Annotated in this window: 19 protein-coding genes; 2 read left to right on the top strand and 17 right to left on the bottom strand. The window is 64.5% G+C overall.

Annotated elements, in window-relative coordinates; all coding sequences use genetic code 11:
* Positions 1-5: 5 nt before the first annotated feature.
* The 15 genes from PI87_RS07370 to apbC form a co-directional block, all read right to left on the bottom strand.
* Complete coding sequence (locus tag PI87_RS07370; protein WP_039597058.1) at positions 6-2,297, bottom strand: arginine/lysine/ornithine decarboxylase; 2,292 nt, start codon at positions 2,295-2,297, stop codon at positions 6-8.
* A gap of 73 nt (positions 2,298-2,370) precedes the next feature.
* Positions 2,371-2,937 carry a dCTP deaminase gene (gene dcd / locus PI87_RS07365; protein ID WP_012762552.1) on the bottom strand — a complete coding sequence of 189 codons (567 nt, stop codon included), beginning with the start codon at positions 2,935-2,937 and terminating at the stop codon, positions 2,371-2,373.
* 189 nt (positions 2,938-3,126) lie between these two features.
* Positions 3,127-4,002, bottom strand: coding sequence for a formate dehydrogenase accessory sulfurtransferase FdhD (locus PI87_RS07360; protein ID WP_039597057.1), 876 nt, complete (start codon positions 4,000-4,002; stop codon positions 3,127-3,129).
* Between the two features lie 95 nt (positions 4,003-4,097).
* A complete protein-coding gene (locus tag PI87_RS07355) occupies positions 4,098-4,640 on the bottom strand; it encodes a superoxide dismutase family protein (protein WP_039597056.1) in 543 nt (180 codons plus the stop codon).
* A 79-nt stretch (positions 4,641-4,719) separates the two neighbouring features.
* Positions 4,720-5,052, bottom strand: coding sequence for a hypothetical protein (locus PI87_RS07350; RefSeq protein ID WP_039597055.1), 333 nt, complete (start codon positions 5,050-5,052; stop codon positions 4,720-4,722).
* Between the two features lie 24 nt (positions 5,053-5,076).
* Positions 5,077-6,237: a formate dehydrogenase subunit gamma gene (locus tag PI87_RS07345; protein WP_039597054.1), complete on the bottom strand. Its 1,161-nt coding sequence runs from the start codon at positions 6,235-6,237 to the stop codon at positions 5,077-5,079.
* Between the two features lie 31 nt (positions 6,238-6,268).
* Positions 6,269-6,505, bottom strand: a complete 237-nt coding sequence (locus PI87_RS07340; protein ID WP_039597053.1) for a hypothetical protein — start codon at positions 6,503-6,505, stop codon at positions 6,269-6,271.
* A gap of 2 nt (positions 6,506-6,507) precedes the next feature.
* A complete protein-coding gene (fdh3B, locus tag PI87_RS07335; protein WP_039597052.1) occupies positions 6,508-7,179 on the bottom strand; it encodes a formate dehydrogenase FDH3 subunit beta in 672 nt (223 codons plus the stop codon).
* A gap of 12 nt (positions 7,180-7,191) precedes the next feature.
* Positions 7,192-10,188 carry a molybdopterin-dependent oxidoreductase gene (locus PI87_RS07330; RefSeq protein ID WP_039597051.1) on the bottom strand — a complete coding sequence of 999 codons (2,997 nt, stop codon included), beginning with the start codon at positions 10,186-10,188 and terminating at the stop codon, positions 7,192-7,194.
* Between the two features lie 61 nt (positions 10,189-10,249).
* On the bottom strand, positions 10,250-10,510 hold the full coding sequence (locus tag PI87_RS07325; RefSeq protein WP_039597050.1) for a ubiquinol-cytochrome c reductase iron-sulfur subunit N-terminal domain-containing protein: 261 nt from the start codon (positions 10,508-10,510) through the stop codon (positions 10,250-10,252).
* A gap of 235 nt (positions 10,511-10,745) precedes the next feature.
* On the bottom strand, positions 10,746-11,417 hold the full coding sequence (locus PI87_RS07320) for a TorD/DmsD family molecular chaperone (RefSeq protein WP_039597049.1): 672 nt from the start codon (positions 11,415-11,417) through the stop codon (positions 10,746-10,748).
* Positions 11,418-11,436: 19 nt separating this feature from the next.
* On the bottom strand, positions 11,437-13,596 hold the full coding sequence (locus tag PI87_RS07315; protein ID WP_039597048.1) for a 4Fe-4S binding protein: 2,160 nt from the start codon (positions 13,594-13,596) through the stop codon (positions 11,437-11,439).
* Positions 13,597-13,679: 83 nt separating this feature from the next.
* Positions 13,680-14,255: a DUF3306 domain-containing protein gene (locus PI87_RS07310; protein ID WP_039597047.1), complete on the bottom strand. Its 576-nt coding sequence runs from the start codon at positions 14,253-14,255 to the stop codon at positions 13,680-13,682.
* An 11-nt stretch (positions 14,256-14,266) separates the two neighbouring features.
* On the bottom strand, positions 14,267-14,797 hold the full coding sequence (locus PI87_RS07305; RefSeq protein WP_039597125.1) for a DUF3305 domain-containing protein: 531 nt from the start codon (positions 14,795-14,797) through the stop codon (positions 14,267-14,269).
* Between the two features lie 10 nt (positions 14,798-14,807).
* Positions 14,808-15,896, bottom strand: a complete 1,089-nt coding sequence (gene apbC, locus PI87_RS07300) for an iron-sulfur cluster carrier protein ApbC (RefSeq protein WP_039597124.1) — start codon at positions 15,894-15,896, stop codon at positions 14,808-14,810.
* Between the two features lie 208 nt (positions 15,897-16,104).
* On the opposite strand from apbC, the gene PI87_RS07295 reads away from it, so the two are divergent.
* Both PI87_RS07295 and metG read left to right on the top strand, forming a co-directional pair.
* Positions 16,105-16,734, top strand: coding sequence for an OmpA family protein (locus tag PI87_RS07295; RefSeq protein WP_039597046.1), 630 nt, complete (start codon positions 16,105-16,107; stop codon positions 16,732-16,734).
* 293 nt (positions 16,735-17,027) lie between these two features.
* The gene (gene metG, locus PI87_RS07290) at positions 17,028-19,097 is read left to right on the top strand and encodes a methionine--tRNA ligase (RefSeq protein WP_039597045.1); all 2,070 of its coding nucleotides are present in this window, start codon (positions 17,028-17,030) and stop codon (positions 19,095-19,097) included.
* Positions 19,098-19,182: 85 nt separating this feature from the next.
* On the opposite strand, the gene PI87_RS07285 is transcribed toward metG, so the two are convergent.
* Together PI87_RS07285 and PI87_RS07280 are read right to left on the bottom strand one after the other, a co-directional pair.
* Positions 19,183-19,725, bottom strand: coding sequence for a hypothetical protein (locus tag PI87_RS07285; RefSeq protein WP_039597044.1), 543 nt, complete (start codon positions 19,723-19,725; stop codon positions 19,183-19,185).
* Positions 19,726-19,821: 96 nt separating this feature from the next.
* Entirely contained in the window at positions 19,822-23,733 is a 3,912-nt protein-coding gene (locus PI87_RS07280; RefSeq protein ID WP_039597043.1) for a translocation/assembly module TamB domain-containing protein, read from the bottom strand.
* Between the last annotated feature and the right edge of the window lie 68 nt (positions 23,734-23,801).

Raw genomic sequence — 23,801 nt, 5'->3', positions numbered from 1 at the left:
AGAACTTATCGCACGCAGTCGACGAAATACCCCACCTTGCCGTCGATTTCCTCTTCCACCAGCCCGTGGATGTCCGTCTCGAAGCCCGGGAACAGCTTGTTGAACTCACGCGCGAACTGCAGGTACTGCACGATCGTCTTGTTGAAGCGCTCGCCCGGAATCAGCAGCGGAATGCCCGGCGGATACGGCGTCAGCAGGATGGCGGTGATGCGGCCTTCCAGGTCGTCGATGGCCACGCGCTCGGTCTCGCGGTGCGCCATCTTGGCCCAGGCGTCCGACGGCTTCATCGCCACTTCCATGTTCGACAGGTACATCTCGGTCGTCACGCGGGCCACGTCGTTGGCCTGGTAGACGCTGTGGATGCTGTCGCACAGCTCGCGCAGGCCGATGCGCTCGTACTGCGGGAACTGGCGCACGAACTCCGGCAACACGCGCCACAGCGGCTGGTTGTTGTCGTAGTCGTCCTTGAACTGCTGCAGCTCGGTCACCAGCGAGTTCCAGCGGCCCTTGGTGATGCCGATGGTGAACATGATGAAGAACGAATACAGCCCGGTCTTCTCGACGATGATGCCGTGCTCGGCCAGGTAGCGCGTGACGATGGCCGCCGGGATGCCCGAGTCGCTGAACTTGCCGTCCACGTCCAGGCCCGGGGTGATGATGGTGGCCTTGATCGGGTCGAGCAGGTTGAAGTCTTCGGCCAGGTTGCCGAAACCATGCCAGCGCTCGTTGGCCTTGAGCATCCACGCTTCGCGCTCTTCGATGCCTTCGTCCGACAGGTCGTTCGGGCCCCAGACCTTGAACCACCAGTCGTCGCCGCGGCCGCTGTTTCCACCATTCGCGCCGTTCGTGCGCACGTATTCCTGCTCCACCTTGCGCATCGCGCGGCGGAAATCCAGCGCCTCGGCAATGCTCTCTTCCACCAGTGCGGTGCCGCCCGGCGCTTCCATCATCGCCGCGGCCACGTCGCACGAGGCAATGATCGAGTACTGCGGGCTCGTCGACGTGTGCATCAGATACGCCTCGTTGAAGCGATACGTATCGAGCTTGCGCGTCTCGGAATCCTGCACGAGGATCTGCGAGGCCTGCGACAGACCGGCCAGCAGCTTGTGCGTGCTCTGCGTGGCGAACACCAGCGCATCCTTGCTGCGCGCGCGGCCGTGGCCGATGGCGTGCATGTCCTCGTAGAACGGGTGGAACGACGCGTGCGGCAGCCACGCCTCGTCAAAGTGCAGCGTGTCGATTTCGGTCGACAGCATGTTCTTGATCATCTCGGCGTTGTACAGCACGCCGTCGTACGTACCCTGCGTGATGGTCAGGATGCGCGGCTTCTTGTTCTTGGCCTGGCTGGCGAACGGGTGATCGGCGATCTTCTTGGCGATTGTTTCCGGCTCGAACTCGCTCTTCGGGATCGGGCCGATGATGCCGAAGTGGTTGCGCGTCGGCATCAGGAACACGGGAATCGCGCCCGTCATCATGATCGCGTGCAGGATCGACTTGTGGCAGTTGCGGTCCACCACCACGATGTCGCCGGGCGCCACGTTGGCGTGCCACACCATCTTGTTCGACGTCGACGTGCCGTTGGTCACGAAGAACATGTGGTCCGAACCGAAGATGCGCGCGGCGTTGCGCTCCGACGCGGCCACCGGGCCCGTGTGGTCAAGCAGCTGGCCGAGTTCTTCCACCGCGTTGCAGACGTCGGCGCGCAACATGTTCTCGCCAAAGAACTGGTGGAACACCTGACCCACCGGGCTCTTCAGAAACGCCACACCGCCCGAGTGCCCCGGGCAGTGCCACGAATACGAGCTGTCTTGCGCGTAGTCGATCAGCGCCTTGAAGAACGGCGGCGGCAGCGAGTCCAGATAGTTGCGCGCTTCACGGATGATGTGTCGGGCCACGAACTCGGGCGTGTCCTCGAACATGTGGATGAAGCCGTGCAGCTCGCGCAGCACGTCGTTCGGCAGGTGGCGCGAGGTGCGCGTCTCGCCGTACAGGAAGATGGGGATGTCGGCGTTGCGGCGGCGCACTTCGGCCACGAAGCTGCGCAGGTTCTCGACCGCTTCCGGTTCCGGCTTGTCGTTGTCCGGGTTGATGAACTCGTCGTCGTCAATCGAGACGATGAAGGTGGACGCGCGGCTGGATTGCTGCGCGAACGAGGTCAGGTCACCATAGCTGGTGAGGCCCGTGACCTCCATCCCTTCCTGCTCGATGGCCTGAGCCAGTGCGCGAATGCCCGACCCGGAGATGTTCTCGGAGCGGAAGTCCTCGTCGATGATGATGACGGGAAAGCGGAATTTCATCGTGGTTCCTTATGGATGAAGCTAAAGGCACCGCTCCGGATACGCCTAAACGCGCGGAAACGGACTACAAAAACTAGGTCTTGGGTAGCGTGACGCCGTGTTGGCCTTGGTACTTGCCGCCACGGTCCTTGTACGAGGTTTCGCACTCCTCGTCGCTTTCAAAGAACAGCACCTGCGCGCAGCCTTCGCCAGCGTAGATCTTGGCGGGCAGCGGCGTGGTGTTGGAGAACTCCAGCGTCACGTAGCCCTCCCACTCGGGCTCGAACGGCGTGACGTTGACGATGATCCCGCAGCGCGCGTACGTGCTCTTGCCCAGACACACGGTCAGCACCGTGCGCGGGATGCGGAAGTACTCCATCGTGCGGGCCAGCGCGAACGAGTTCGGCGGGATGATGCACACATCGCCCTTGAAATCGACAAACGACTTCTCGTCGAAGTTCTTCGGATCGACGATGGTGCTGTTGATGTTGGTGAAGATCTTGAATTCGTCGGCGCAGCGGATGTCGTAGCCGTAGCTCGACGTGCCGTAGGAGACGATGCGGCGCCCTTCGGACTCGCGCACCTGACCGGGCTCGAACGGCTCGATCATGCCGTGCTGCTCGGCCATACGGCGGATCCACTTGTCGGATTTGATGCTCATGGGATGCCTTGGATGAACAAATGGGGGCAGGCTTCGCGGTGCGAAAACTGTCCCCATTTGGTCACTTCGGCGGCCGGGCCCGCGCGTCGGTCCGCGCGTCGGTCCAATTTGGAACGCGGATTGTACTCCCAAACCTGTGACGGAAAACCCCGCGGCAGGCGGAGGCTTGCCTGGGCCTTATCGGCCGGATCAGCGGTTTGCCCCCACTGCCTGCGGCAGCTCGCCGCGCGGCCCGACCACGCTGGCCATCTCCGGCTCGGCGATAAACCGGTCACGGCCGGTGTAGAGCAGAAAGTGCCGGCCAGTGCACCTTGCGAACAGGCTCAGGTTGACCTGCTGCGCCATCTGGTAGCCCATCTGCGTGACGCCCGAGCGCGACAGCAGGAACGGAATGCCCATCTGCGCGCCCTTGATGACCATCTCGGAGGTCAGGCGCCCGGTGGTGTAGAAGATCTTGTCGCCGCCCTCCATGCCGTCGAGCCACATGCGGCCGGCAATGGCGTCCACAGCGTTGTGGCGGCCCACGTCTTCAATGAAGATCAGCAACTCGCCGCGCGCATCGAACAGTGCACAGCCGTGCACGGAGCCCGCCTGCTTGTAGATCGATTGCTGGAGCCGAATGGTGTCGATCACGCGGTAGAGCGTGGTTTGTGACATGCGCGCGTCGGGCGGCAGGTGGATGGCGTCGATCTCGTCCATCAATGAGCCAAACACCGTGCCCTGTCCGCAACCGGTGGTGACGGTGCGGCGTGCGGTCTTCTCGTCCAGGTCGGCAATGCCAGCGCGGGTGGTGACAGCGGCGGATTCGGTTTCCCAGTCGACTTGGACGGCGGCGATCTCCTCGACGCTGCTGACCAGGCGCTGGTTGCGCAGGTAGCCGAGCACAAGCGCTTCGGGCGCACCGCCCAGCGTCATCAACGTGACGAGTTCACGCTTGTCCAGGTAGACCGTCAGCGGGCGTTCGCCGGGAATGTAGACCTCGCGCGCGCGGCCTAGCTCGTCGAGCACTTCAACCTCGTCGAGCAGAGGGACGGAAGCGTTGGTCAGTTCAGGGCGCTGCGGCATCAATCTCTTCGTTCAAATAAAAATGCGCACGACAGGCGTGCGCATTTGCATGCGGCTGGCGCCCATCCGAAGACAGGCGCCGAGTGCGGACCGGCTTAGTTGGCCACGATCACGCCGCAGGCGATGCGCCCGCCGGAATTGCCGGTGGGCTGGGTTACGTAGTCATCCTTGCCGGAATGCACGACCAGCGCATGGCCGACCAGGCTGGTCGGGCCGGGCGACAGCGTCACGCCGGAAAGAACGATCGAGCCGACGGCCTTGCCGTTGGCATCGGATTGCAGCATTGGGATGTCACCTGCATGGTGCGCGCCGCTACGCGGGTCGCCATGCTGCTGGCCGGTCGGGTTGAAGTGGCCGCCTGCGCTCATGCCATCGGCCGAGGAGCAGTCGCCCTTCTCGTGCACGTGGAAACCGAACATGCCGTTGGCCGGCAGACCGGAAATATCCACGGCCATGGCAACGCGATTGTCGCCTTGCTGCGCCAGCTTCACGCTGCCCTGCACAGTGCTGCCGCTCTTGGGCGCCAGCACGGCCGAAGCGCCCATGGCCGAGTCAGCCGCCTTGGCCGTCGACGCAGTATTCGATGCACAACCGGCCATCAGGCCGATCACGGCGAGTCCAATCGCGAGTTGCTTCATGTGTCACCTCCAGTCAGGGTTCACTCGGGGAGCGGACGATTGTACTGCCGGATGATGAACTCGCAACATGGACACCGCGTCAACCTTTGGCAACGGGGGCCGATGCCGCAGGCGCGGTAGCGGCCGGCGCCGGTGGCACAAAAGGCCCCGGATCCGCGCACGGCGTGCCCGGCTGCGTATGCGCGCCCTTGCCGCCGGCCTGATAAGCCGACACGACCCGATCCTGCGCCTTGCACGTCTGGAATGCGGTCACCTTGTCACCCCAGGCTGCCTTGGCTTTCGCCAGATCGGCCTGGGCCTTCTGTTCTTCGGTCGGCGCTGGCAGCTTGGCCGCAGCCGGCCCGCTCGCGAGGCACAGCATGGCGGCAGCCAGCGTCAAACCCAGCGTGCGCGTCATCGTGAAAGCATGCATGGTTGTTTCCTTGAATCGATGCCGTCAGCTTTTGGCGGGCTGCTCGCTCGGCGCTGGTGGCGCGGGCGGCTGCGAGCGCTGCGCCGGAATCTTGCCGGCCTTGATGTCGTCGTACCAGAGTTCGTGGTGCTCCTTGGCCCAGGCCTCGTCGACGTAGCCGTCGCGCATGGCACGGTAGGCGCCCTCCATCCCGATCGTGCCCATATAGATGTGGCCCAGCGACATGCAGATCATGCCCACCGCCGCGATGGCGTGGATGACCTCGGCCAGTTGCATGGTGCTGCGGTAATAGTCGACGCCCGGAACGATGCGGTCGAGCACCCAGCCCGAAGCTGACAGAACCAGCCCAAGCACCACAAGGCCGCCCCAGAACCAGAGCTTTTCGCCCGCATTGAAGCGATGCGACGGCACCTCGGCACCGTGCTCGCCGGCAAACATGCCGCCCAGGCTCAACATCCACTGCAGGTCACTGCGGTGCGGCAGGTTATCCCGCACCCACATCACGAACGCCACGATGATGCTGACGGTGAAGAGCGGCCCGACCAGGTTGTGCAAGTTCTTCAGCACATACGTCAGCCAGCCGAACAACTGGTGACCCATGATCGGCAGCAGGAAATGCTTACCCCACAGCATGGCGATGCCCGACACACCCAGGGTGACGAACGAGATGGCCATGGTCCAGTGGACATAGCGCTCGGTAGGGGTGAAGCGTTCGATCTTGCGGCCGGTAGGCGTTGCCTTCAGGCGAATCTGCCCCTTCCACGCAAAGAAACCCAAAATGATCAGCGGCACCAACACCACCAGCCAGCCGCCCCACACGGTGATGACGCCGTTGCGGAACAACCGCCACTTTTGCCCCGTGCGCTGAATCAGCACGCCGGCTTCCAGGCCGGGAATGCTGGCGTAGTGCGCCTGGTCGGAATTCACCTCGCGCCAGACGGGGGCGTTGTTGCCGGGCTGAGTGGTGCGCCGCGTGGTCTGGTCCTGAGCCTCCTTGGCGAGGTCGCGCTTCTGCAGGTCGAACACGTTCTCCGAAACGATGTTGGAGAATGGCTGCACCGGCTGCACAGCAGGGTTCACAGGTGCATTGGCGGCCGGCGCACTGGCCGGCTGCTGCGCGCTGGCGAGCGTCGCCACGCCGCCAAGCAGCGCCGCCATCACAAGGTGTTTCCAGGAAGTGCCCATGGACGAACCTCCGCTCGTACGTGTCATGGCGTCACGGCGTCTTGTTGTACTCGTTTTGGTACTGGCCGCGCGCGCGGATCTGGTTCTCCCAGCTCGTGCGGTCGCCGGGCGTCCAGTTCTTGGCCATGAACGGATCGCCTTCCGCGCCCTTGTAGGCGGGTGCATCGTCCTTGCGGTGCGAGGCGAAGGCGGTCTGCGCGCGCTCTCCGCAGCCGGTTACCAGCGTGGCCAGGCCGACGAGCGCCGTCGTGATCAGCATCGCTTTCATGGCTAGTACGCTCCGGAGGTAGGCGTTTCCGGCTTGGCAGGCTCCACCTGCGCCGGTGCAGCAGGCGCGGCCTGGGCGCTCTTGCCGGCACCGCCGTAAGCCGTGCCCCACCCGAATAGCTCCGCGCCCTTCCCGCGCTTCATTACCCGGTTACGCAGAATGTCGGAAATCACATCGCCGTCGCCGCCGAGCAGCGCCTTGGTCGAGCACATCTCCGCGCACAGCGGCAACTTGCCTTCGGCCAGGCGATTGCGGCCGTACTTCTCGAACTCTTCCTCGCTGCCGTTCTTCTCCGGGCCGCCCGAGCAGAACGTGCATTTGTCCATCTTGCCGCGCACGCCAAAGGTGCCCTGGCTCGGGAACTGCGGCGCGCCGAACGGGCAGGCATACGAGCAGTAGCCGCAGCCGATGCAGACGTCCTTGTCGTGCAGCACCACGCCGTCTTCGGTACGGTAGAAGCAATCGACCGGGCAAACCGCCATGCACGGCGCGTCGGAGCAATGCATGCACGCCACGGAGATGGATTTTTCCGCGCCGATCATGCCGTCGTTGATGGTGACCACGCGGCGCCGGTTCACGCCCCAAGGCACCTCGTTCTCGTTCTTGCAGGCCGTGGCGCAGGCGTTGCATTCGATGCAGCGCTCGCTGTCACAGATGAATTTCATGCGTGCCATGATCGCTCCCCGTTATGCGAAACGCTCGATCTGGCAGACCGTCGTTTTGGTTTCTTGCATCATCGTCACCGCGTCGTAGCCGTAGGTGGTGGCCGTGTTGACGGCCTCGCCGCGTACGATCGGGTGGGCACCTTCCGGGTAGTAGTCGAGCAGGTCCTTGCCCTGCCACCAGCCCGAGAAGTGGAACGGGATGAAGGCGTGATCCACACCCACGCGTTCCGTCACCAGCGCGCGCACCTTGATCTGGGCGCCGGTCGGCGTCTTGACCCAGACGAAGTCGTTATGACGAATGCCCCGGTCAGCCGCGGCCTTCGGGTTGATCTCGACAAAATTCTCCTGCTGCAGCTCGGCCAGCCACGGGTTCGAGCGCGTTTCCTCACCACCGCCCTCGTACTCCACCAGGCGGCCGGAGGTGAGGATGATCGGGAATTTCTCGTAGACCTTGTTCTCGATATTGCGCTGCTGCACCGTCTTGTACAGCGTGGGCAGGCGCCAGAAGGCCTTCTTGTCGTCGTGCGTCGGGTACTTGGCGACCATGTCGGGCCGCGTGGAATACAGCGGCTCGCGGTGCTGCGGAATGCCGTCGGGGAAGTTCCATACGATGGCGCGCGCCTTGGCGTTGCCGAACGGATGGCAGCCGTGCTTCATCGCCACGCGCTGGATGCCGCCGGACAGATCGGTCTTCCAGTTCTTGCCTTCGGCGGCCTTCTTCTCCGCGTCGGTCAGGTCGTCCCACCAGCCGAGTTTCTTGAGGAAGACGTGATCGAACTCAGGGTAGCCGGTGGTCAGGTCAGAGCCCAGCGAGAACGAGCCATCCTCAGCCAGCAGGTTGACGCCGTCGCGCTCCACGCCAAAGTTGGCGCGGAAGTTGCCACCGCCGTCCATCACGTGCTTGCTGGTGTCGTACAGGTTGGGTGAGCCGGGGTGCTTCAACTCCGGCGTGCCATAGCACGGCCACGGCAGGCCGAAGTAATCGCCGGTGAGGTCGTAGCCGGTTTCCGGATCCTTGCCGCCCTTGCAACGCAGCGTGCGCACATCAAACAGATGCATGTTGCGCATGTGGGCTTTCAGGCGTTCCGGCGATTGGCCGGTGTAGCCGATGGTCCAGTTGCCGCGGTTGATCTCACGCAGGATCGATTCGATCTCCGGCTCGCGCCAAGTCATGCCCGCGCGCTTGTATTCGGTGATCTTGCAACCCTTCGACAACTCCTTGCCGAAGCCGAGCCGATCGGCAAAGGCCTGCATGATGACGTGGTCTGGCTGCGATTCGAACAGCGGCTCGATCACCTTCTCGCGCCATTGCAGCGAGCGGTTGGACGCCGTGCACGAGCCTGACGTTTCGAACTGCGTGGCTGCCGGGAGCAGGTAGACGGCCCGGTTCGGATTCGGCGGTGAGCCATCGGCGGCGGGCATGTTGGCCATCGCGGCCGTGGCGGATGGATATGGGTCCACCACCACCAGCAAATCGATCTTGTCGAGCGCGCGCTTGATGTCCATCCCGCGCGTCTGCGAGTTGGGCGCGTGCCCCCAGTAGAAGACGGCGCGGACGTTGTTGTCCTGGTCGATCAGGTCATTCTTCTCCAGCACCGCATCGGCCCAGCGCGACACCGTGGTGCCGGATTTTTCCATCATCGCCTGCGAGGCGAAGCGGCCCTTGATCCAGTCGTAGTCGACATCCCACACCTTGGCGAAGTGCTTCCACGCACCGGCTGCCAAACCGTAGTAGCCCGGCAGTGAATCGGGGGTCGGGCCGACGTCGGTCGCGCCCTGCACGTTGTCGTGGCCGCGGAAGATGTTGGCACCACCACCCGACTTGCCGATGTTGCCCAGCGCCAGTTGCACGATGCACGACGCACGCACGATGGCGTTGCCGATGGTGTGCTGCGTCTGGCCCATACACCACACCAGCGTGCTCGGGCGGTTCATCGCCATCATCTCGGCCACCTTGTGCACCTGTGCCTCGGGCACGCCGCACACCTCTTCCACCTTGTCCGGTGTCCACTTGGCGAGCACTTCCTCGCGCACCTTGTCCATGCCGTAGACGCGGTCGTGGATGTACTGCTTGTCTTCCCAGCCGTTCTTGAAGATGTGATACAGCACGCCAAACAGGAACGCGATGTCGGTGCCCGAGCGGATCCGCACGTACTCATCGGACTTGGCCGCCGTGCGCGTGTAGCGCGGGTCCACCACGATGACCTTGCAGCCGGTTTCCTTGGCATGCAGCAGATGCAGCATCGATACCGGGTGCGCTTCGGCCGCGTTCGAGCCGATGTACAACGCGCACTTGGCGTTCTGCATGTCGTTGTACGAGTTGGTCATCGCGCCGTAGCCCCACGTGTTGGCCACGCCGGCCACGGTGGTGCTATGACAGATGCGCGCCTGGTGGTCGCAGTTGTTGGTGCCGAAGAACGACACCCACTTGCGCAGCAGGTACGCCTGCTCGTTGCTGTGCTTGGACGAACCCACGAAGAAGAACGAGTCCGGCCCAGTTTCCTGGCGGATCGTCTTCATCTTCTCGACGATCTCGTTGAGCGCCTGCTCCCAGCTGATGCGCTGGTAGCGGCCGTCGACGAGCTTCATTGGCGTCTTCAGGCGGTATTCACCGTGGCCGTGCTCGCGCAGGGCGGCACCCTTCGCGCAGTGCGCACCCAGATTGATCGGCGAGTCGAACACCGGTTCCTGGCGCACCCACACGCCGTTCTGTACCACGGCATCCACCGAGCAACCGACCGAGCAATGCGAGCACACCGTGCGGCGCACGACGATGTCGCCCTTGCCGTCGGCGGCCTGGGCCTCGCCCACCACCGATTTCTTCACCAGCGAGAGCTGCATGGCCGCCAGCCCCGCGCCCACGCCAATGCCGGAGCGCTTGAGGAAGGTGCGGCGGTCCATGGTCGGCAGTGCGCCGGCCAGGCTGCGCGCCAGGCTACCGGTGAGCGACGCGGCGCCCTGACGGCGTGCCGAGGCGGCTTTGGTGTCCTGTACCGCCGGTTTGCGGGTCAGAAGCATAGGGGTCACCTGAGGATGTTGGATGCGTGGAATGACTAAGAGGGCTGCGTGTGCGGCCGTCTCAGATCCACGTCGTCTTGTAGTACTTGCGGATGTGCTCGCTCAGGCGATAGCCCGTCGCGCCGTCGTCAGCGGGTTCGGCCTGCGGCGTGGCGGAGGCGATTGGCGTTTGCGCCAGATGGTTTGCCGTCGCGGCGGTGCCGGCGGCTGCAGCGGCCACGGCAGCACCCATCAGGAAGCGGCGGCGTGTCGGCGCGTTGTCAGTGGATTCTGTGGAATCCGCCTGCAGGCGGGCGTGAGGGGCAGTGTTCGGACCTGGCATATCGATGCTCCCCGGCTTTGTTAAACCGATGATCGAATCTAATAGGAATTATCCGACATATTTTAGAAGCAACTGCCGGGGAAAACCATGCCTGATACCCCTCACCGGCTGAGTTTTCTGACGATTTGTCGATGATTTTTCGCAATCAGCACAAATTGACCCACCCCGCCATGACGCGGGCGGGGCCTCGCTCTTGGCGGCGTGCTGATTTCTTAGGCAAGTATCTGGTGTGCAGTCACGCCAATTCGAGCGCGAGCCGTTCGACTTCAAAAAAGGCTTTGGCCAAACCCGCTGCGTCGGCATAAAAGCCGGCGCGCGGATGCTGCAACACAGCATCGCAAGCGGTGTCGACCCACGACGCCAGATGACGTTGGAAGAAGGCACGTTGCTCTTCCACGTGCGCGATGGCCGCGTCGTCGCCGGCAATCAGGTAGCGCATGACCTCGCACAGGGTGGCGAGGTGGTCTTCGGTTTCGGTGATGCCTTCCGCGCGTTCCAGACCGTAGCGGCGAAGGTCATCACGCAGCACCACCAGCGGCTTCTCGTTGAGGAAACCGGCCTGGTAGTACGAGCCATACAGGAACACCTCCGGCTTACCGACGCCAATGAACAGCTCGGTGTATTCGTCGTCGGCCTGCGTGGCGGTGGTCTGGCCCGCGCGTGCGACCAGGCGGCGCCAAGCCTGCGTGAGCGCGCTGCTGGCGGCGGCTTCCGCATCGGCCGGGGCCGTATCGCTCTCGCCAGGTGGCTCCAGCGGCGCCGCCGCAATGCGTTGCAGCAAGTCGGCGTCCGGCGCGTGGAAGAACAGCGTCGCGAGCAGGCCGTAGAGATCCGCGCGGGCGAGATCCTCGGCACTGTCGGCGGGCGTGGCGGCGCGTTGGAATTGCAGGGGCTGGGCGTCAGTCATGGGGAAACAGGGTCGTCCTTCAGTGGGTGGCGCCCGGGCGTTCGCCGCGCTCCATCATGTCGATCACACGACAGTCACTACACATCTTCAGGCGCTCGGCGGCGGCGCCCGAGAACGCCGGATGCGCGCCGAGCTTGGCCAGCATCGTGGTGACCATCTGCGCGGTGCCGAACGGCTTGCCGCAGCGGACACAGTGGAACGGCTGCGTCTCGTTGAGCGTGACGGGCTGGCGCGCCTCGGCGGACAGGTTCAGGCGCGGGACAAGCGCGATGGCCTCTTCGGGGCACGTGGTTTCGCACAGGCCGCACTGGACGCAGTTACGTTCGATCATGGACAACACAGGCCGCTCGGCCTGATCGCGCAACGCCTGCGAGGGGCACGCGCCCACACAGGCCATGCACAGCGTGCAGCGCTCGCGGTCCACGGTGATGGCGCCAAACGGTGCGCCAGCGGGCAGCGGAATGACCGCCTCAGTGGCCTTGGCGTGACGCGCGAGATGGTCGAGCGCGAAATCGAGCGTCTCGCGCTTGGCGGCAGCCACGGCGAAGGTCGCGGCAGGCATGTCGCGGCGGAAACCTCGCTGCGGACCCGATACGTCGACGGCGTTCAGGCGTGCGTCCAGCACGGCGACATCAGCCGCATCGACGAGCACGACGCCCGGTATATCCGCCGGTTCACCCAGTCCCTGCAGCACCGCTTGCGCCACGCTCACCTGCTCGGCAAGCATCGCGCGGTACTGCGGCGCATCGTCTTCGGTGAGCAGGAGGGCGACGCGCGCAGCACCATAGGCTAGCGCCGCGAGCCACAAATCCAACCCCGCCGATGCTGCGTGAAACACCTCCACCGGCAGTACGTTCACCGGCACGCCCTGCGCCTTGCTCGTGCGCGCAGCACGGCCCAGTTGTTCGATCAGCGTGCGGCCCCGCTCGCCGTTGTGCAGCAGGACCACCGCATCACGCCCACCCGCCGATGCATACGTGCTCAGCAACGTCTTGAGCTTGCGCCCTTGATACGGCGCACTCGGGTAGGCATAGGTGATGGCGCCGGTTGGGCACGCCGTCGTACACGCACCACAGCCCACACACAGGTTCGGTGTGACATGCACGCTGCCGCGCCCGTCCTTCCATTGCGACGAAATAGCAGATGCAGAGCACACCTGCACACACGCATCGCAACCCACCTGGCCGTTGCGCCCGTGCGCGCAGATCGATTCCTTGTATTGGAAAAACTTGGGCTTTTCGAACTCGCCCACCATTTGCAGCAGCGCGAGTGAGGCGGTTAGTTGACGCCCCGCATCGGCACCGGCGTGGAAGTAGCCTTGCGGCGGCTGGTGCTGGGTAAAGGCCGGCGTATCGTTCAGGTCGAAGATCAGATCGAATTGGCCAGACAGTGTTTGCGGCGCATCCACTCGGGCAAAGTCGATTGCCATTGCCTCACCGCAGGCCTTCACGCAATCACGATGGTCACGGCAGAGATCGAGGTCGATCTGGTAAAGCGAGTCGATGGCGTTTTCCGGACACACGTCGATGCAAGCGTTGCAATGCGTGCAGCGGTCTAAGTCGATCGGATTACGGTTGCGCCACTGCACCTCGAAGGCGCCGAGCCACCCCTTTACCTCCCCCAGTTCGCCGGCATGGACGGGCCAGCGGCGCTCCATCGGCGGCGAGAGCGGACCCGCGGATCGATCGCGCCCCGTGGCCAGTACCGTCACGCTCAGTTGATCGGCCAATCGCTCGGCCCACGGCATGACCCGCTCGGCAGGACCGACAATCAGCAAGTTGCCTTCGGACTGGTAGTCGACCACCGGCACCGGGTCTGGCGCAGGCAAGCCAGCCACCGCCAGCAGCGCGGCCGTCTTCGCGTGGAAGCCGCGCGCATCGCGCTTGGCGCCGGTCGACCATCCGCCTGTCTCGCGCACATTCACGAAATGGATCGGCGCGATCACGCCCTCGTGCTGCGCAGCCACCTCGGCAAACAGCGCCTTCTCCTGCGTGCAGGCGACGATCACGTCTTCGGTACCGTCCAGCGCCTGCGTGAAGGCGCCGATCTCGCGGCGGCACAGCAGATGGTGCGTCTTGCCAGGCGCATCGATGGCGGCATCGGATGCGCGCAGGGCGTCGCTCACCGCATCGGCGTCGAGCGGCATGGTGTGATTGCAACTGCAAACCAGCGTCGGCATGGAATTGTGCGTATGCGCCCGTGTCTGGCGCACGGGCTATGGGGACATGGCCGCCCGGCTCGTAGCCGCGCGGTCCTCTTTTTTTATTCTACGGATGGTGGCTTAGCGCCGCCATGCGGAGTTGCCTGGGCGGGGTCGTCTACGACCAGCGGCTCGGCATCGGCAGGCTCGGGTGGCGTCTCGCCTGTCACGGTGGGTGCAGCCTCGGCGTCGGGTGGTTCGAAACCCACCGTTTTCGCCACATCCTCGTCCAACGGCTCGAACAACCGCAGCTCCGCCGTGTGGCGCAGCTCGCGCAACATCTCTGGCGGAATCGGGTCGGGCTGCGAATAGTCGTCGATGTACGTGTCGAGCCCGTCCATCACATTGAAGTGCGGATCGGCGAACAGCTTTTTGAGCGCCGCACGCTTGACGGCCTCGTCCACGCCGCGCGCGACGAAGGGGGCGAAATCATCGGCAGGCGTGAGCTTGGCGGCGTCTTCGAGCGTCAGCGGTGGTGGTGCGTCAGGCGCGGGCTCAGCTAGCACCGGTTCTTGCACGGCCGCCGGCGCAGGCACCACCTCAGCAGGCGGCGCGGCTTCCAGCTCCGGCTCGGGCTCACCGCGCCGTTCGGCCGTCTTGCGGCGCGACCAGCGCGAGAGGAAGGATTCGTCGCTCACGGCAGCCTCGCTCAGAACTTCGCGCGGTCTTCCGGCGACAGGAACGACTCGGGCCGGCGCCGCTTCTTCGGCTCTGGCCGATAGTTCTCGGCCACGTATGCCTGCAGCCACTCCAGCGCGGCGGCGTCCAGCGGTACGTTCTCCACGGTCTCGCCGCCGTCGAGCCAGCGGCCGGCCTCGTTGTAGCTGAGCGAGACCGTATGCGGAATCGCCCTGCCCTCGTCGGCGGTGCCCGCCTCGCCCAGACGCCACAGCACAAACCAACATGGCGCAGCGGAGGTCACGTTCAGGTAGTAGCCCTCAGCCTCGTCGCGGAACAGCGTGACGTTGAAGCCGGGCGTGAGCCAGCGTTCTTCCGTGTCTGAGCGATCGAGACAGCGCGGCACGCTGCCGTATTCGCCCAGATCGGGCACCACCGCCTCCAGCCGCCACTGGAACGGCTGCCAGCGGTTGGCCGTCGGGCGGCGGCACAGCACCACCGCCATCCTGACGGATGGACGCTCGGCCTCTCTCTGATTGGGCTGCGGCTCGGCGGTGTCCATGGTGCTCAACTCACGTGTTCTGCACGACGATCGACGGGAACTTGCTCGTCATGTCCTTGGCCTTCTCGGCCACGGCAATGGCAACGCGGCGCGCAATCTGCTTGTAGACGCCGGCAATGGCGCCGTCCGGGTCAGCCACCACGGTCGGGCGGCCCGAATCGGCCTGCTCGCGGATGGACAGGTTCAGCGGCAGGCTGCCCAGGAACGGCACGCCGTACTGCGCACACATCTTCTCGCCGCCGCCCGCGCCGAAGATGTGCTCGGTATGGCCGCAGTTCGGGCAGCAGTACACCGCCATGTTCTCGACCACGCCGATGATGGGAATGCCTACCTTCTCGAACATCTTCAGGCCCTTCTTGGCGTCGAGCAACGCAATATCCTGCGGCGTGGTGACGATCACCGCGCCCGTCACCGGCACCTTCTGCGACAGCGTGAGCTGGATATCGCCCGTGCCCGGCGGCATGTCGACGATGAGGTAATCCAGGTCGCGCCAGTTGGTCTGCTTGAGCAGTTGCTCCAGCGCCGAGGTGACCATCGGGCCGCGCCAGACCATCGGGTTGTCCTGCTCGATCAGGAAGCCGATCGAGTTGGCCTGGATGCCGTGGCCTTCCATCGGCTCCATCGTCTTGCCGTCGGCCGATTCGGGCTGGCCCTGGATGCCCAGCATCATCGGCTGGCTGGGGCCGTAAATATCGGCATCCAGAATGCCGACGTTGGCGCCCTCGGCGGCCAGTGCCAGTGCCAGGTTCACGGCGGTGGTCGACTTACCCACCCCGCCCTTGCCTGAAGCCACCGCGATGATGTTCTTCACATTCGGCATCAGGTGCACGCCGCGTTGCACCGCGTGCGCGACGATCTTCATCGACACCTGCACGCTCACATTCTCGACACCATTGACTTGGCGCAACGCGCCGATCACCAGCTTGCGGATCGGCTCGAACTGGCTCTTGGCCGGGTAGCCGAGCTCGACGTCGAGCGATACCTCGCCGCCGTCAACCCGGATGTTGCGCACCGATTTGGACGACACGAGGTCGCGCTCGGTATTGGGATCCACCACGCCGCGCAGGGCTTCGGTGATCTGTTCGACGGTTACGCTCAACATTTACTCCACAAATCTAATGCAAATGGGGGACGGGCCAACGGTTGCGCGACATGAACTTTGTCGGGTCCTGGCCACTCTACCTACTGTTTTGCTATTGTATTTTGCTGGCGCCACATTCGTCCGATTCCCCCCACAGATCCCTCGGCCGCGCCAGCTATCGGCAAACCAAACAAGAACCGATCCCGTTATTCGTAGGAGAAACCACATGAAAGCCAAGCTTATTTCCGTCTCGCTTGTCGCCCTGCTGGCGGCCGGCTGTGCCACCCAGCAGCAGAACAATACCGCCGTTGGCACGGGCGTTGGTGCGGCTGTAGGTGCTGGCATCGGCGCTCTGGTGGGCAACGGCAAGGGCGCCGCCATCGGTGGCGCATTGGGCGCCGCCGCCGGTGCAGCCGCTGGTTACAACTGGACCGCCATCAAGTCCAAGCTGGCTGGCGACACGGCAGGCACGGGCACGCAAATTTCAGAGCAGCCTGACGGCTCGCTTAAGCTGAACATCCCGAGCCAGGTCTCGTTTGATACCGACAGCGCGGTGATCAAGCCGTCGTTCCGCGGCGCGCTGGATAGCGTTGCGCAGACGCTCACGGCAAACCCGGAGCTCGCTGCCAACGTGGTCGGCCACACGGATAGCACCGGCAACGCCAACTACAACATGACGCTGTCGCAGAAGCGCGCTCAAAGTGTGGCGAGCTATCTGACCGACCGCGGGGTCGCGCGCAACCGCCTGGCCGCTGAAGGCCGTGGCCAAACGCAGCCGGTTGCCGACAACGCCACCGAGGCCGGCCGGGCACAAAATCGCCGCGTCGAAATTTATTTGAAACCAATTCAGGGATGACCCAGTCATAGAGAACAGGTACCGCTTGCTGCGCATTGCTGGCTCGCGATGCGTGGCTGACCTCCCGGGCGGTACCTGATTTCTCCTCCTTTTCCGTTGTGGAAAGCTGCGCCGGCTCTGACCGGCGCTTTTTTTTTGGGATCACGCAACCTGCGACGTCCTGCCGCAGCTTCCGAGCATCAGATCCTCGCCATTCGTCGCGCAACGGCCCGAGCCCGCCGGGCGCGCTAAAATATGCGTTTCTCCGCGCGCCGCCCCTTTTTGCGGCCCGCCCGCACCTTTCTGGCCTGCCCATGTCCGAACGTCGCATCCTCGTCACTTCCGCCCTGCCCTATGCCAACGGGCCGATCCACATCGGCCACCTGGTTGAGTACATCCAGACCGACATCTGGGTGCGCTTCCAGCGCATGCGCGGGCACGAAACCTACTACGTGGGTGCCGACGACACGCACGGCACGCCCGTCATGCTGCGTGCCGAGAAGGAAGGCCTGACCCCGCGCCAGCTGATCGAACGCGTCTGGACAGAGCACAAGCGTGATTTCGACAACTTCCTGATCTCGTTCGACAACTACTACAGCACCGACTCCGACGAGAACAAGGAGCTCTGCCAGAGCGTCTACCTCAAGCTCAAGGATGCCGGCCTGATCGACGTACGCGAGGTCGAGCAGTTCTACGACCCGGTCAAGGAGATGTTCCTGCCGGACCGCTTCATCAAGGGTGAGTGCCCGAAGTGCGGCGCGAAAGACCAATACGGCGATTCGTGCGAAGTGTGCGGCGCGACCTACCAGCCGACCGACCTGAAGAACCCGTACTCCGTGGTGTCGGGCGCCACGCCGGTGCGCAAATCATCGGAACACTACTGCTTCAAGCTGTCCGACCCGCGCTGCGAAAGCTTCCTGCGCGATTGGGTAGCCGACCTCGCCCAGCCGGAAGCCACCAACAAGATGCGCGAATGGCTCGGCGACGAAGGCGAAGCCAAGCTATCGGACTGGGACATCTCGCGTGATGCGCCGTACTTCGGTTTCGAGATCCCTGGCGCGCCGGGCAAGTACTTCTACGTGTGGCTGGATGCGCCGGTTGGCTACTACGCCAGCTTCAAGAACCTGTGCGCCAAGCTCGGCCTCGACTTCGAATCGTGGATCAACGAGCACTCGACCACCGAGCAGTACCACTTCATCGGCAAGGACATCCTGTACTTCCACACGCTGTTCTGGCCGGCCATGCTCAAGTTCTCGGGCCACCGCACGCCGACCAACGTGTTCGCCCACGGGTTCCTGACCGTGGACGGCGCCAAGATGAGCAAGTCGCGCGGCACGTTCATCACCGCGCAGAGCTACATCGACACCGGCCTGAACCCGGAATGGCTGCGCTACTACTTCGCCGCCAAGCTGAACGCGACGATGGAAGACCTGGACCTGAACATGGACGATTTCATCGCCCGTGTGAACAGCGATCTGGTCGGCAAGTTCGTCAACATTGCGAGCCGCTCGGCGGGCTTCCTGGTCAAGCGCTTCGACGGCCGCGTGAGCGATGCTGCCCTGAGCCATCCGCTGATGGTGCAGCTGCGTGAAGCTGCACCGCAGGTCGCCGATCTGTATGAGAAGCGTGAGTACAGCAAGGCGCTGCGTGCGGTGATGGAACTGGCCGACGCCGTCAACGCGTTCGTCGACACTGAAAAGCCGTGGGACCTGGCCAAGGATGAAGCCAACCGCGAAAAGCTGCACGCTGCATGCTCGGTCGCGCTGGAAGCTTTCCGCCTGCTGGCCGTGTACCTCAAGCCGATCCTGCCGACCACGGTTGAGCGCATCGAAGCGTTCCTGAATGTCGAGCCGCTGACCTGGCGTGCGATTGATTCGCAACTGTCGTCGGCCAAGCCGATCCAGCCGTATTCGCACCTGATGACGCGCGTGGACAAGAAGCAGGTGGATGCGCTGGTCGAGGCGAATCGTCAGTCGCTGCAGGCCACGACGGATGCGCCGGTTGCGGCCGCCAATGGTGCTGCCACGATCGAGCCGATGGCCGAGACCATCACCATCGATGACTTCGCCAAGATTGATCTGCGTGTGGCCAAGATTGTGGCTTGCCAGCGTGTGGAAGGGTCGAACAAGCTGCTGCAGCTCACGCTGGATGTGGGTGAAGGTCAGACGCGCAACGTGTTCTCCGGCATCCAGTCGGCCTACGCGCCGGAAGACCTGGTGGGCAAGCTGACGGTGATGGTCGCTAACCTCGCGCCGCGGAAGATGAAGTTTGGGATGTCGGAGGGGATGGTGTTGGCGGCTTCGGCGGCTGATGAGAAGGCTCAGCCGGGCCTGTATATCCTTGAGCCGCATTCCGGAGCGGTGCCGGGGATGCGCGTGCGTTGATCGCCTAAGCAAACGCCGGAAACAACAAGGCCAACCTCACGGGGTTGGCCTTTGTCTTTTGACGTGCCACTAAGTCGGCACGCGGTTAGGCTCCATTCAACCGGTTATCGCTACGAGACGTCGTCGTAACCCGCCCATCCGGCCCAAAGTGCACATTGAAGAACGCCTTCTCCGTCGGGCTCTCCATCCACTTGTAGCCCCACACCTCTTCCTGCTTCAGCTTGAACGCCTCGACCTTCCCCGGCTTGCCCAGCATCCGGCGGATGTCATCCTTGCTCTGCCCAACCCGCACGCGACCAAAGTTCTCGGCTGTCAGCACTTGCTCGATCTTGCCGACATGGCCATCGGGAGAAATCGTCACCATCCAGGTCGAGGTTCCTTCCGGTCCACGCGGATACTCAAGCTGGCGCGTGCCGCTCTCGTTCTCCCAGATCATTTCGGGCTCGCCCGCGGTGGCCTTCACATCCGCCTCGGTCGACTGTCCGGCAACGATGTCCTTGAACAGCAGGTTGTCCGGCTTGGCGGATTGCCATACCCGCTTGGCCGCGTCCCCCGCGCGATCGACGGCTTGATCAACCTTCTGCTGATCGCAACCGAACAGCCCGAGCAATGACGCCAGAATGCCCATGGTGACTCCCACTTGTGCGAGTTGACGACGATGCGGCATGGAACCTCCTCGTTCAAAACGTAGATCCGTCGCCATTCTGGCAGCCGGATCCCCCGATTACCAACGCTTGTTGAACAACACCGATGCACCGTTGATGGTGCCGCCGCGTGCCACGACCGACCATCGCCGCGAGAACTGCCACGTCATCTTGACGATGGAATCTGCTGTCGACAGGCTCTGCTCGTAGCCCACGGTGATGCTCTCGGAGATGGCCTTGCCCAGGCTCACCACCTGCGGATCGGTCAGGCCCGATGTAGACGCGCCGATCGAGAACTCATCCAGCCCAAAGCGCCGCGCCACGTTCTTGCCCGCCACATTGCCGAGCAACCCCAGCGCCGCGCCAGACATCGCCTGCTGCTGGCCCAGGCCCGCGTTGGACGCGCTGTAGCCGAACATCAGCCACGAGAGCTTGTCTTCATCGGGCACGTTGGGCTCGGAGACGAGCTTCACGCGCGGCTGGCGCACCGTGCCGGTCACCTGCACACCCGCTTCGACTTCCTGGTTGCGGCGCATGGCGGTGATGTTGAACGACGGGTTGTTGATCGGCCCAACAAAATTCAGCACGCCCTGGTCGATGGCCAGCTTGCGGCCGAACGCTTCGTAGGTGCTCCCCTGGCGTACGTAGATCGTGCCGGTGCCGCGCAGAGGCACCAGCGGCTCGCTGTGCACGTGCATCTGGCCACCGAGCGAGAGGTCGGCCCCGGCGCCCTTGAAGCGGAAGTTGTCGCCAAAATCGACGTCGACATCAACGACCGGGCTGAAGCGGCCGGCGGGCTTCTCTTCGCGCTTGACGCCGCGCTCGGCCTGGTTGCGGGCAGCATCCGCGCGGCGCACGATGACCACGTCATCACCGAGGGCAGGCGCGCCGTCTTTGGGCAGATCGAACAGGCCGCGGTCGATCTTGAATTTGCCGGTAATGCCCACGCGGTCGTTATCGTTGGCGATGCGCGCCTGGCCTGACAGGACCAGCGTGCGATCCGGATCGGCAAACAGCTGCAGCTTGTCGGCAACGATGGAGCCGGTCAGGTTGGGGTTGGCCTCGCCGAGCTGCACGCGGCCCTTCGCACGCACGGTGCCGTCGCCGCCGTAGAACACCACGTCCTGCAGGTCGACCACGTTCTGGTCCAGCGCCACGCGCACCACGCCCTTCGTCAAGCGGATGCCCTGGTCGTATAGCGCAACCTCGATGTCCTGCCCTGTCAGGAAACCGCTGATCTTGGGCGCGCCAACGGTGCCGGCAAACTGCAGGCTGGCTGCCAGTTGGCCATCGGTTGCAACGTCTGGGCCAAGCAGATCGCCGATGCCCTTGAGATGCGGCAGGCTTACCGTCAGCCCGCCCGTCAGCGGTGACGCGGGCGACATCAGCGCCAGGGCACCGGGCGTTGCGTCACGCGTCAATCCGATACCGGCGTCGAGGTAAAGATTGCCGACACGCGTCGATTGCGCATCGCCGCGCAGTGCCAGCCGCATGCCCTCGCCACGTGCCTCGACCACCAGCTCGGTCAACCCCAGCGGCGTGAAACCGCGGCCCGCGTTGATCGACAGGTCACCACTGCGACGGGCAAAGCGTGCCGTGCCCGTGGCGCTGCCGCCGAGGTCCAGATCCCACTGACCATCGATGACAAGATCGGTACGCACCGGTGGGGCCTGGCCTGTCCACGTGCGCACCACGTCCAGCACACGGGCGATCTGCAATCCGTCGACACGGCCCGCGCTGCGCAGGTGACCCTGGTTGGATTCCACACGCTCGATGTGGATGGGGGTCTGCTCCAGCGTGAGATCTGCGCGGCCGATCGTCAGGCGGCTCGGCGCCACCGACACACGCACCGGCGTCATCAACTGCAGATTGGGCGCACCTTGTGCCGACAGCGTGGAGATCGTGCCGTCCCACGCATCGCCATCCTTGTCAGGCGTCAGTGCACCGTCCCCAGCCAACGCAAATTTGAAGGGTTGGGCGCGCACGTTGCCATCGGCATCAGCGCGGAAGCGGTGAGCACGACGCGTACCTTCCAACCTGGCGTGCACCTCACGCAATGACACGCTCGGGGCTGTCACGCGCTGCGCGGTCAACTCGAACTGCAGCGGACCATCGATCCCATCGCGCATCTGCGCGCGGCCATTCGCCAGTTCGATCTTGTTGCCTTGATACGCAAGCTGCTGCGCGCGGAACGTGGCATCCACCTGCGGGCGCTTGATCGTGCCGGACACATCGCCCGACAAGGTCAGTGCCCCACTCACGCCAAGTTGCAGGCGTGCGAGCTGCGGCGCGTCGACCTCCACGTGCAGGCGGTCGCCAGCAGCACCGAAGCTGCCGCGCAGGCTGGCTTTGTTGCCGGCCACGTCCAGCTTGGCGTCGCTCGGCAGCAGGCGCGGGCCTTCTGATGGCAGGCGCAGGTGGACGTTGCCATCGCCGGTCATCGGCAGGCCAGCGTAGTTGCTGTCGCGCACGGCAAACTTGATCGCCGCATCGATCGGCTCACCCAACGTGCCACGCCCGTCGAACGTTGCGTTGATGCGGCCCTTGGCCACCTTGGCCAGCCGCGACGGGTCGAACTCCGCCAGGTCGCCCTTGAACGCGAACGACTGCGCATCGTCGTGCTTGAGCGTGCCCGCCAGCGTCAACCGCGACCGGCCCAACGACACCTGCGCGCTCTCCACCGCTACCTGCGCCGCGTCGAGCACGGCCTTCGCTTGCGCACGCATGTCACCACCGGCCAGGTCGAGCGCCACGTGCTGCGTGCCGCCGGCAAAGTCCACGGTGATGGGGCCGGCGAGCTTCGTCTTCTCCAGCGATGCGTGCAGCGCCTGCAGATCCAGTTGGCGCACGTCGACACGCAAGGTGCCGTGCCCCTTCTTCACGTCGGCACCACCGGTCAGTTGCGCGCCACCCAACAGGCGCACGTCCAGGCCGCTGAGCTGCTGATCGTCTTCGTTCAGCCGTACCTGCGCGCGCAGGGATTGCAGCGGCAGCTTCTGCTTGTCGAGCGGTCCGGCCTGCGCGTTGTCGATCTGGATGGGACCGGCGACGGTCAACGTCTTGGCTTTTTCGTCAGGACGCAGATCTGCGTGGATGGTGAGCGATGCCTCCGGCGCACCCGGCGCAAACGCCCGCGGATTCACGTGATCAGCAGACACCACCGCGCGCGACAAGGGCAGCGCGCCGAACGGCGTGGCGTCAATCTGCGCCTGCGCGGTCAACTGGGCACCGGTGCCGGTCGCGTCGATATGCAGCGCCTCCAGCGAACCCGAGAGCTGCGCCGACACCGATGCATCCTGTTTCTGCCCATTCGCCTCGAACTGCGTAGCCAGCGTGGCCGCCCCCGTGAGCGGATACGGCCGCGTACCTGTCATGCGCAGCGTGGCGGCCAGCTTGCCGGCGGGCGTTTCCATCCCGTCGAGCAGCACGTTGTGGTGGGTGCCATCGGTGTGCAGGCTGCCGGCGATCGACTTCAATTCGGTAACCGACGTGCCCTCTCGGATAGCCAGGCGCTCCACGGCCAGCCGATCCACATCCAACGCCAGCGGCAACACCAGCGATGCAGGCGGGCCGCTCGGCGGTGTTGGCGTCGTCGGGTGCAGGATCACCTCGACGTTGCCGGCGGTGAGATAGGCGAAACGGGCATGCCACGGGCCGCTTGTGATGGCCCAGCGGCCTTCTACGTGGTCGATACGGACTTCGGTGCCGCCCGCGCGCACATGCAGGTCACGCAGCGACACACCCTCGCGCAACGTGCCGCCCGCCAGCTTGCCCGACACATGGTCGTGGCCGAAGCGCGTGGCAAGCGACCAAAGCTGCTCCGTGCCAGTCGGCGAATGAATAGCCCAGGTCAGCCAGCCGGCCAGGCCCAGCACGACCACCAGCACGAGCACGACAAGGCCGCCCAGCCACCGCAGCAAGCGGCGGCCCCAGCCACGCTTGGGCGACGGTGTCTCGGGCTGTGCGGATTCAGGCGTTTGCGTCTCGGTCATGGCGCCGCCTCCGAACGGCAATCGGTCAGTTTGCCCCAGCGGTGTCGGCGGCCGGCGGCATTCGCGGC

The organism is Ralstonia sp. A12 (assembly GCF_000801955.1).
Classification (GTDB): domain Bacteria; phylum Pseudomonadota; class Gammaproteobacteria; order Burkholderiales; family Burkholderiaceae; genus Ralstonia.
This window is presented reverse-complemented; position numbering and strand designations above follow the sequence as displayed.

Excerpts from the sequence above, each read along its gene's own strand:
- PI87_RS07370 (WP_039597058.1), bottom strand. The coding sequence starts at position 2,297 with ATGAAATTCCGCTTTCCCGTCATCATCATCGACGAGGACTTCCGCTCC.
- dcd (WP_012762552.1), bottom strand. The coding sequence starts at position 2,937 with ATGAGCATCAAATCCGACAAGTGGATCCGCCGTATGGCCGAGCAGCAC.
- PI87_RS07360 (WP_039597057.1), bottom strand. The coding sequence starts at position 4,002 with ATGCCGCAGCGCCCTGAACTGACCAACGCTTCCGTCCCTCTGCTCGAC.
- PI87_RS07355 (WP_039597056.1), bottom strand. The coding sequence starts at position 4,640 with ATGAAGCAACTCGCGATTGGACTCGCCGTGATCGGCCTGATGGCCGGT.
- PI87_RS07350 (WP_039597055.1), bottom strand. The coding sequence starts at position 5,052 with ATGCATGCTTTCACGATGACGCGCACGCTGGGTTTGACGCTGGCTGCC.
- PI87_RS07345 (WP_039597054.1), bottom strand. The coding sequence starts at position 6,237 with ATGGGCACTTCCTGGAAACACCTTGTGATGGCGGCGCTGCTTGGCGGC.
- PI87_RS07340 (WP_039597053.1), bottom strand. The coding sequence starts at position 6,505 with ATGAAAGCGATGCTGATCACGACGGCGCTCGTCGGCCTGGCCACGCTG.
- fdh3B (WP_039597052.1), bottom strand. The coding sequence starts at position 7,179 with ATGGCACGCATGAAATTCATCTGTGACAGCGAGCGCTGCATCGAATGC.
- PI87_RS07330 (WP_039597051.1), bottom strand. The coding sequence starts at position 10,188 with ATGCTTCTGACCCGCAAACCGGCGGTACAGGACACCAAAGCCGCCTCG.
- PI87_RS07325 (WP_039597050.1), bottom strand. The coding sequence starts at position 10,510 with ATGCCAGGTCCGAACACTGCCCCTCACGCCCGCCTGCAGGCGGATTCC.
- PI87_RS07320 (WP_039597049.1), bottom strand. The coding sequence starts at position 11,417 with ATGACTGACGCCCAGCCCCTGCAATTCCAACGCGCCGCCACGCCCGCC.
- PI87_RS07315 (WP_039597048.1), bottom strand. The coding sequence starts at position 13,596 with ATGCCGACGCTGGTTTGCAGTTGCAATCACACCATGCCGCTCGACGCC.
- PI87_RS07305 (WP_039597125.1), bottom strand. The coding sequence starts at position 14,797 with ATGGACACCGCCGAGCCGCAGCCCAATCAGAGAGAGGCCGAGCGTCCA.
- PI87_RS07295 (WP_039597046.1), top strand. The coding sequence starts at position 16,105 with ATGAAAGCCAAGCTTATTTCCGTCTCGCTTGTCGCCCTGCTGGCGGCC.
- metG (WP_039597045.1), top strand. The coding sequence starts at position 17,028 with ATGTCCGAACGTCGCATCCTCGTCACTTCCGCCCTGCCCTATGCCAAC.
- PI87_RS07285 (WP_039597044.1), bottom strand. The coding sequence starts at position 19,725 with ATGGGCATTCTGGCGTCATTGCTCGGGCTGTTCGGTTGCGATCAGCAG.
- PI87_RS07280 (WP_039597043.1), bottom strand. The coding sequence starts at position 23,733 with ATGACCGAGACGCAAACGCCTGAATCCGCACAGCCCGAGACACCGTCG.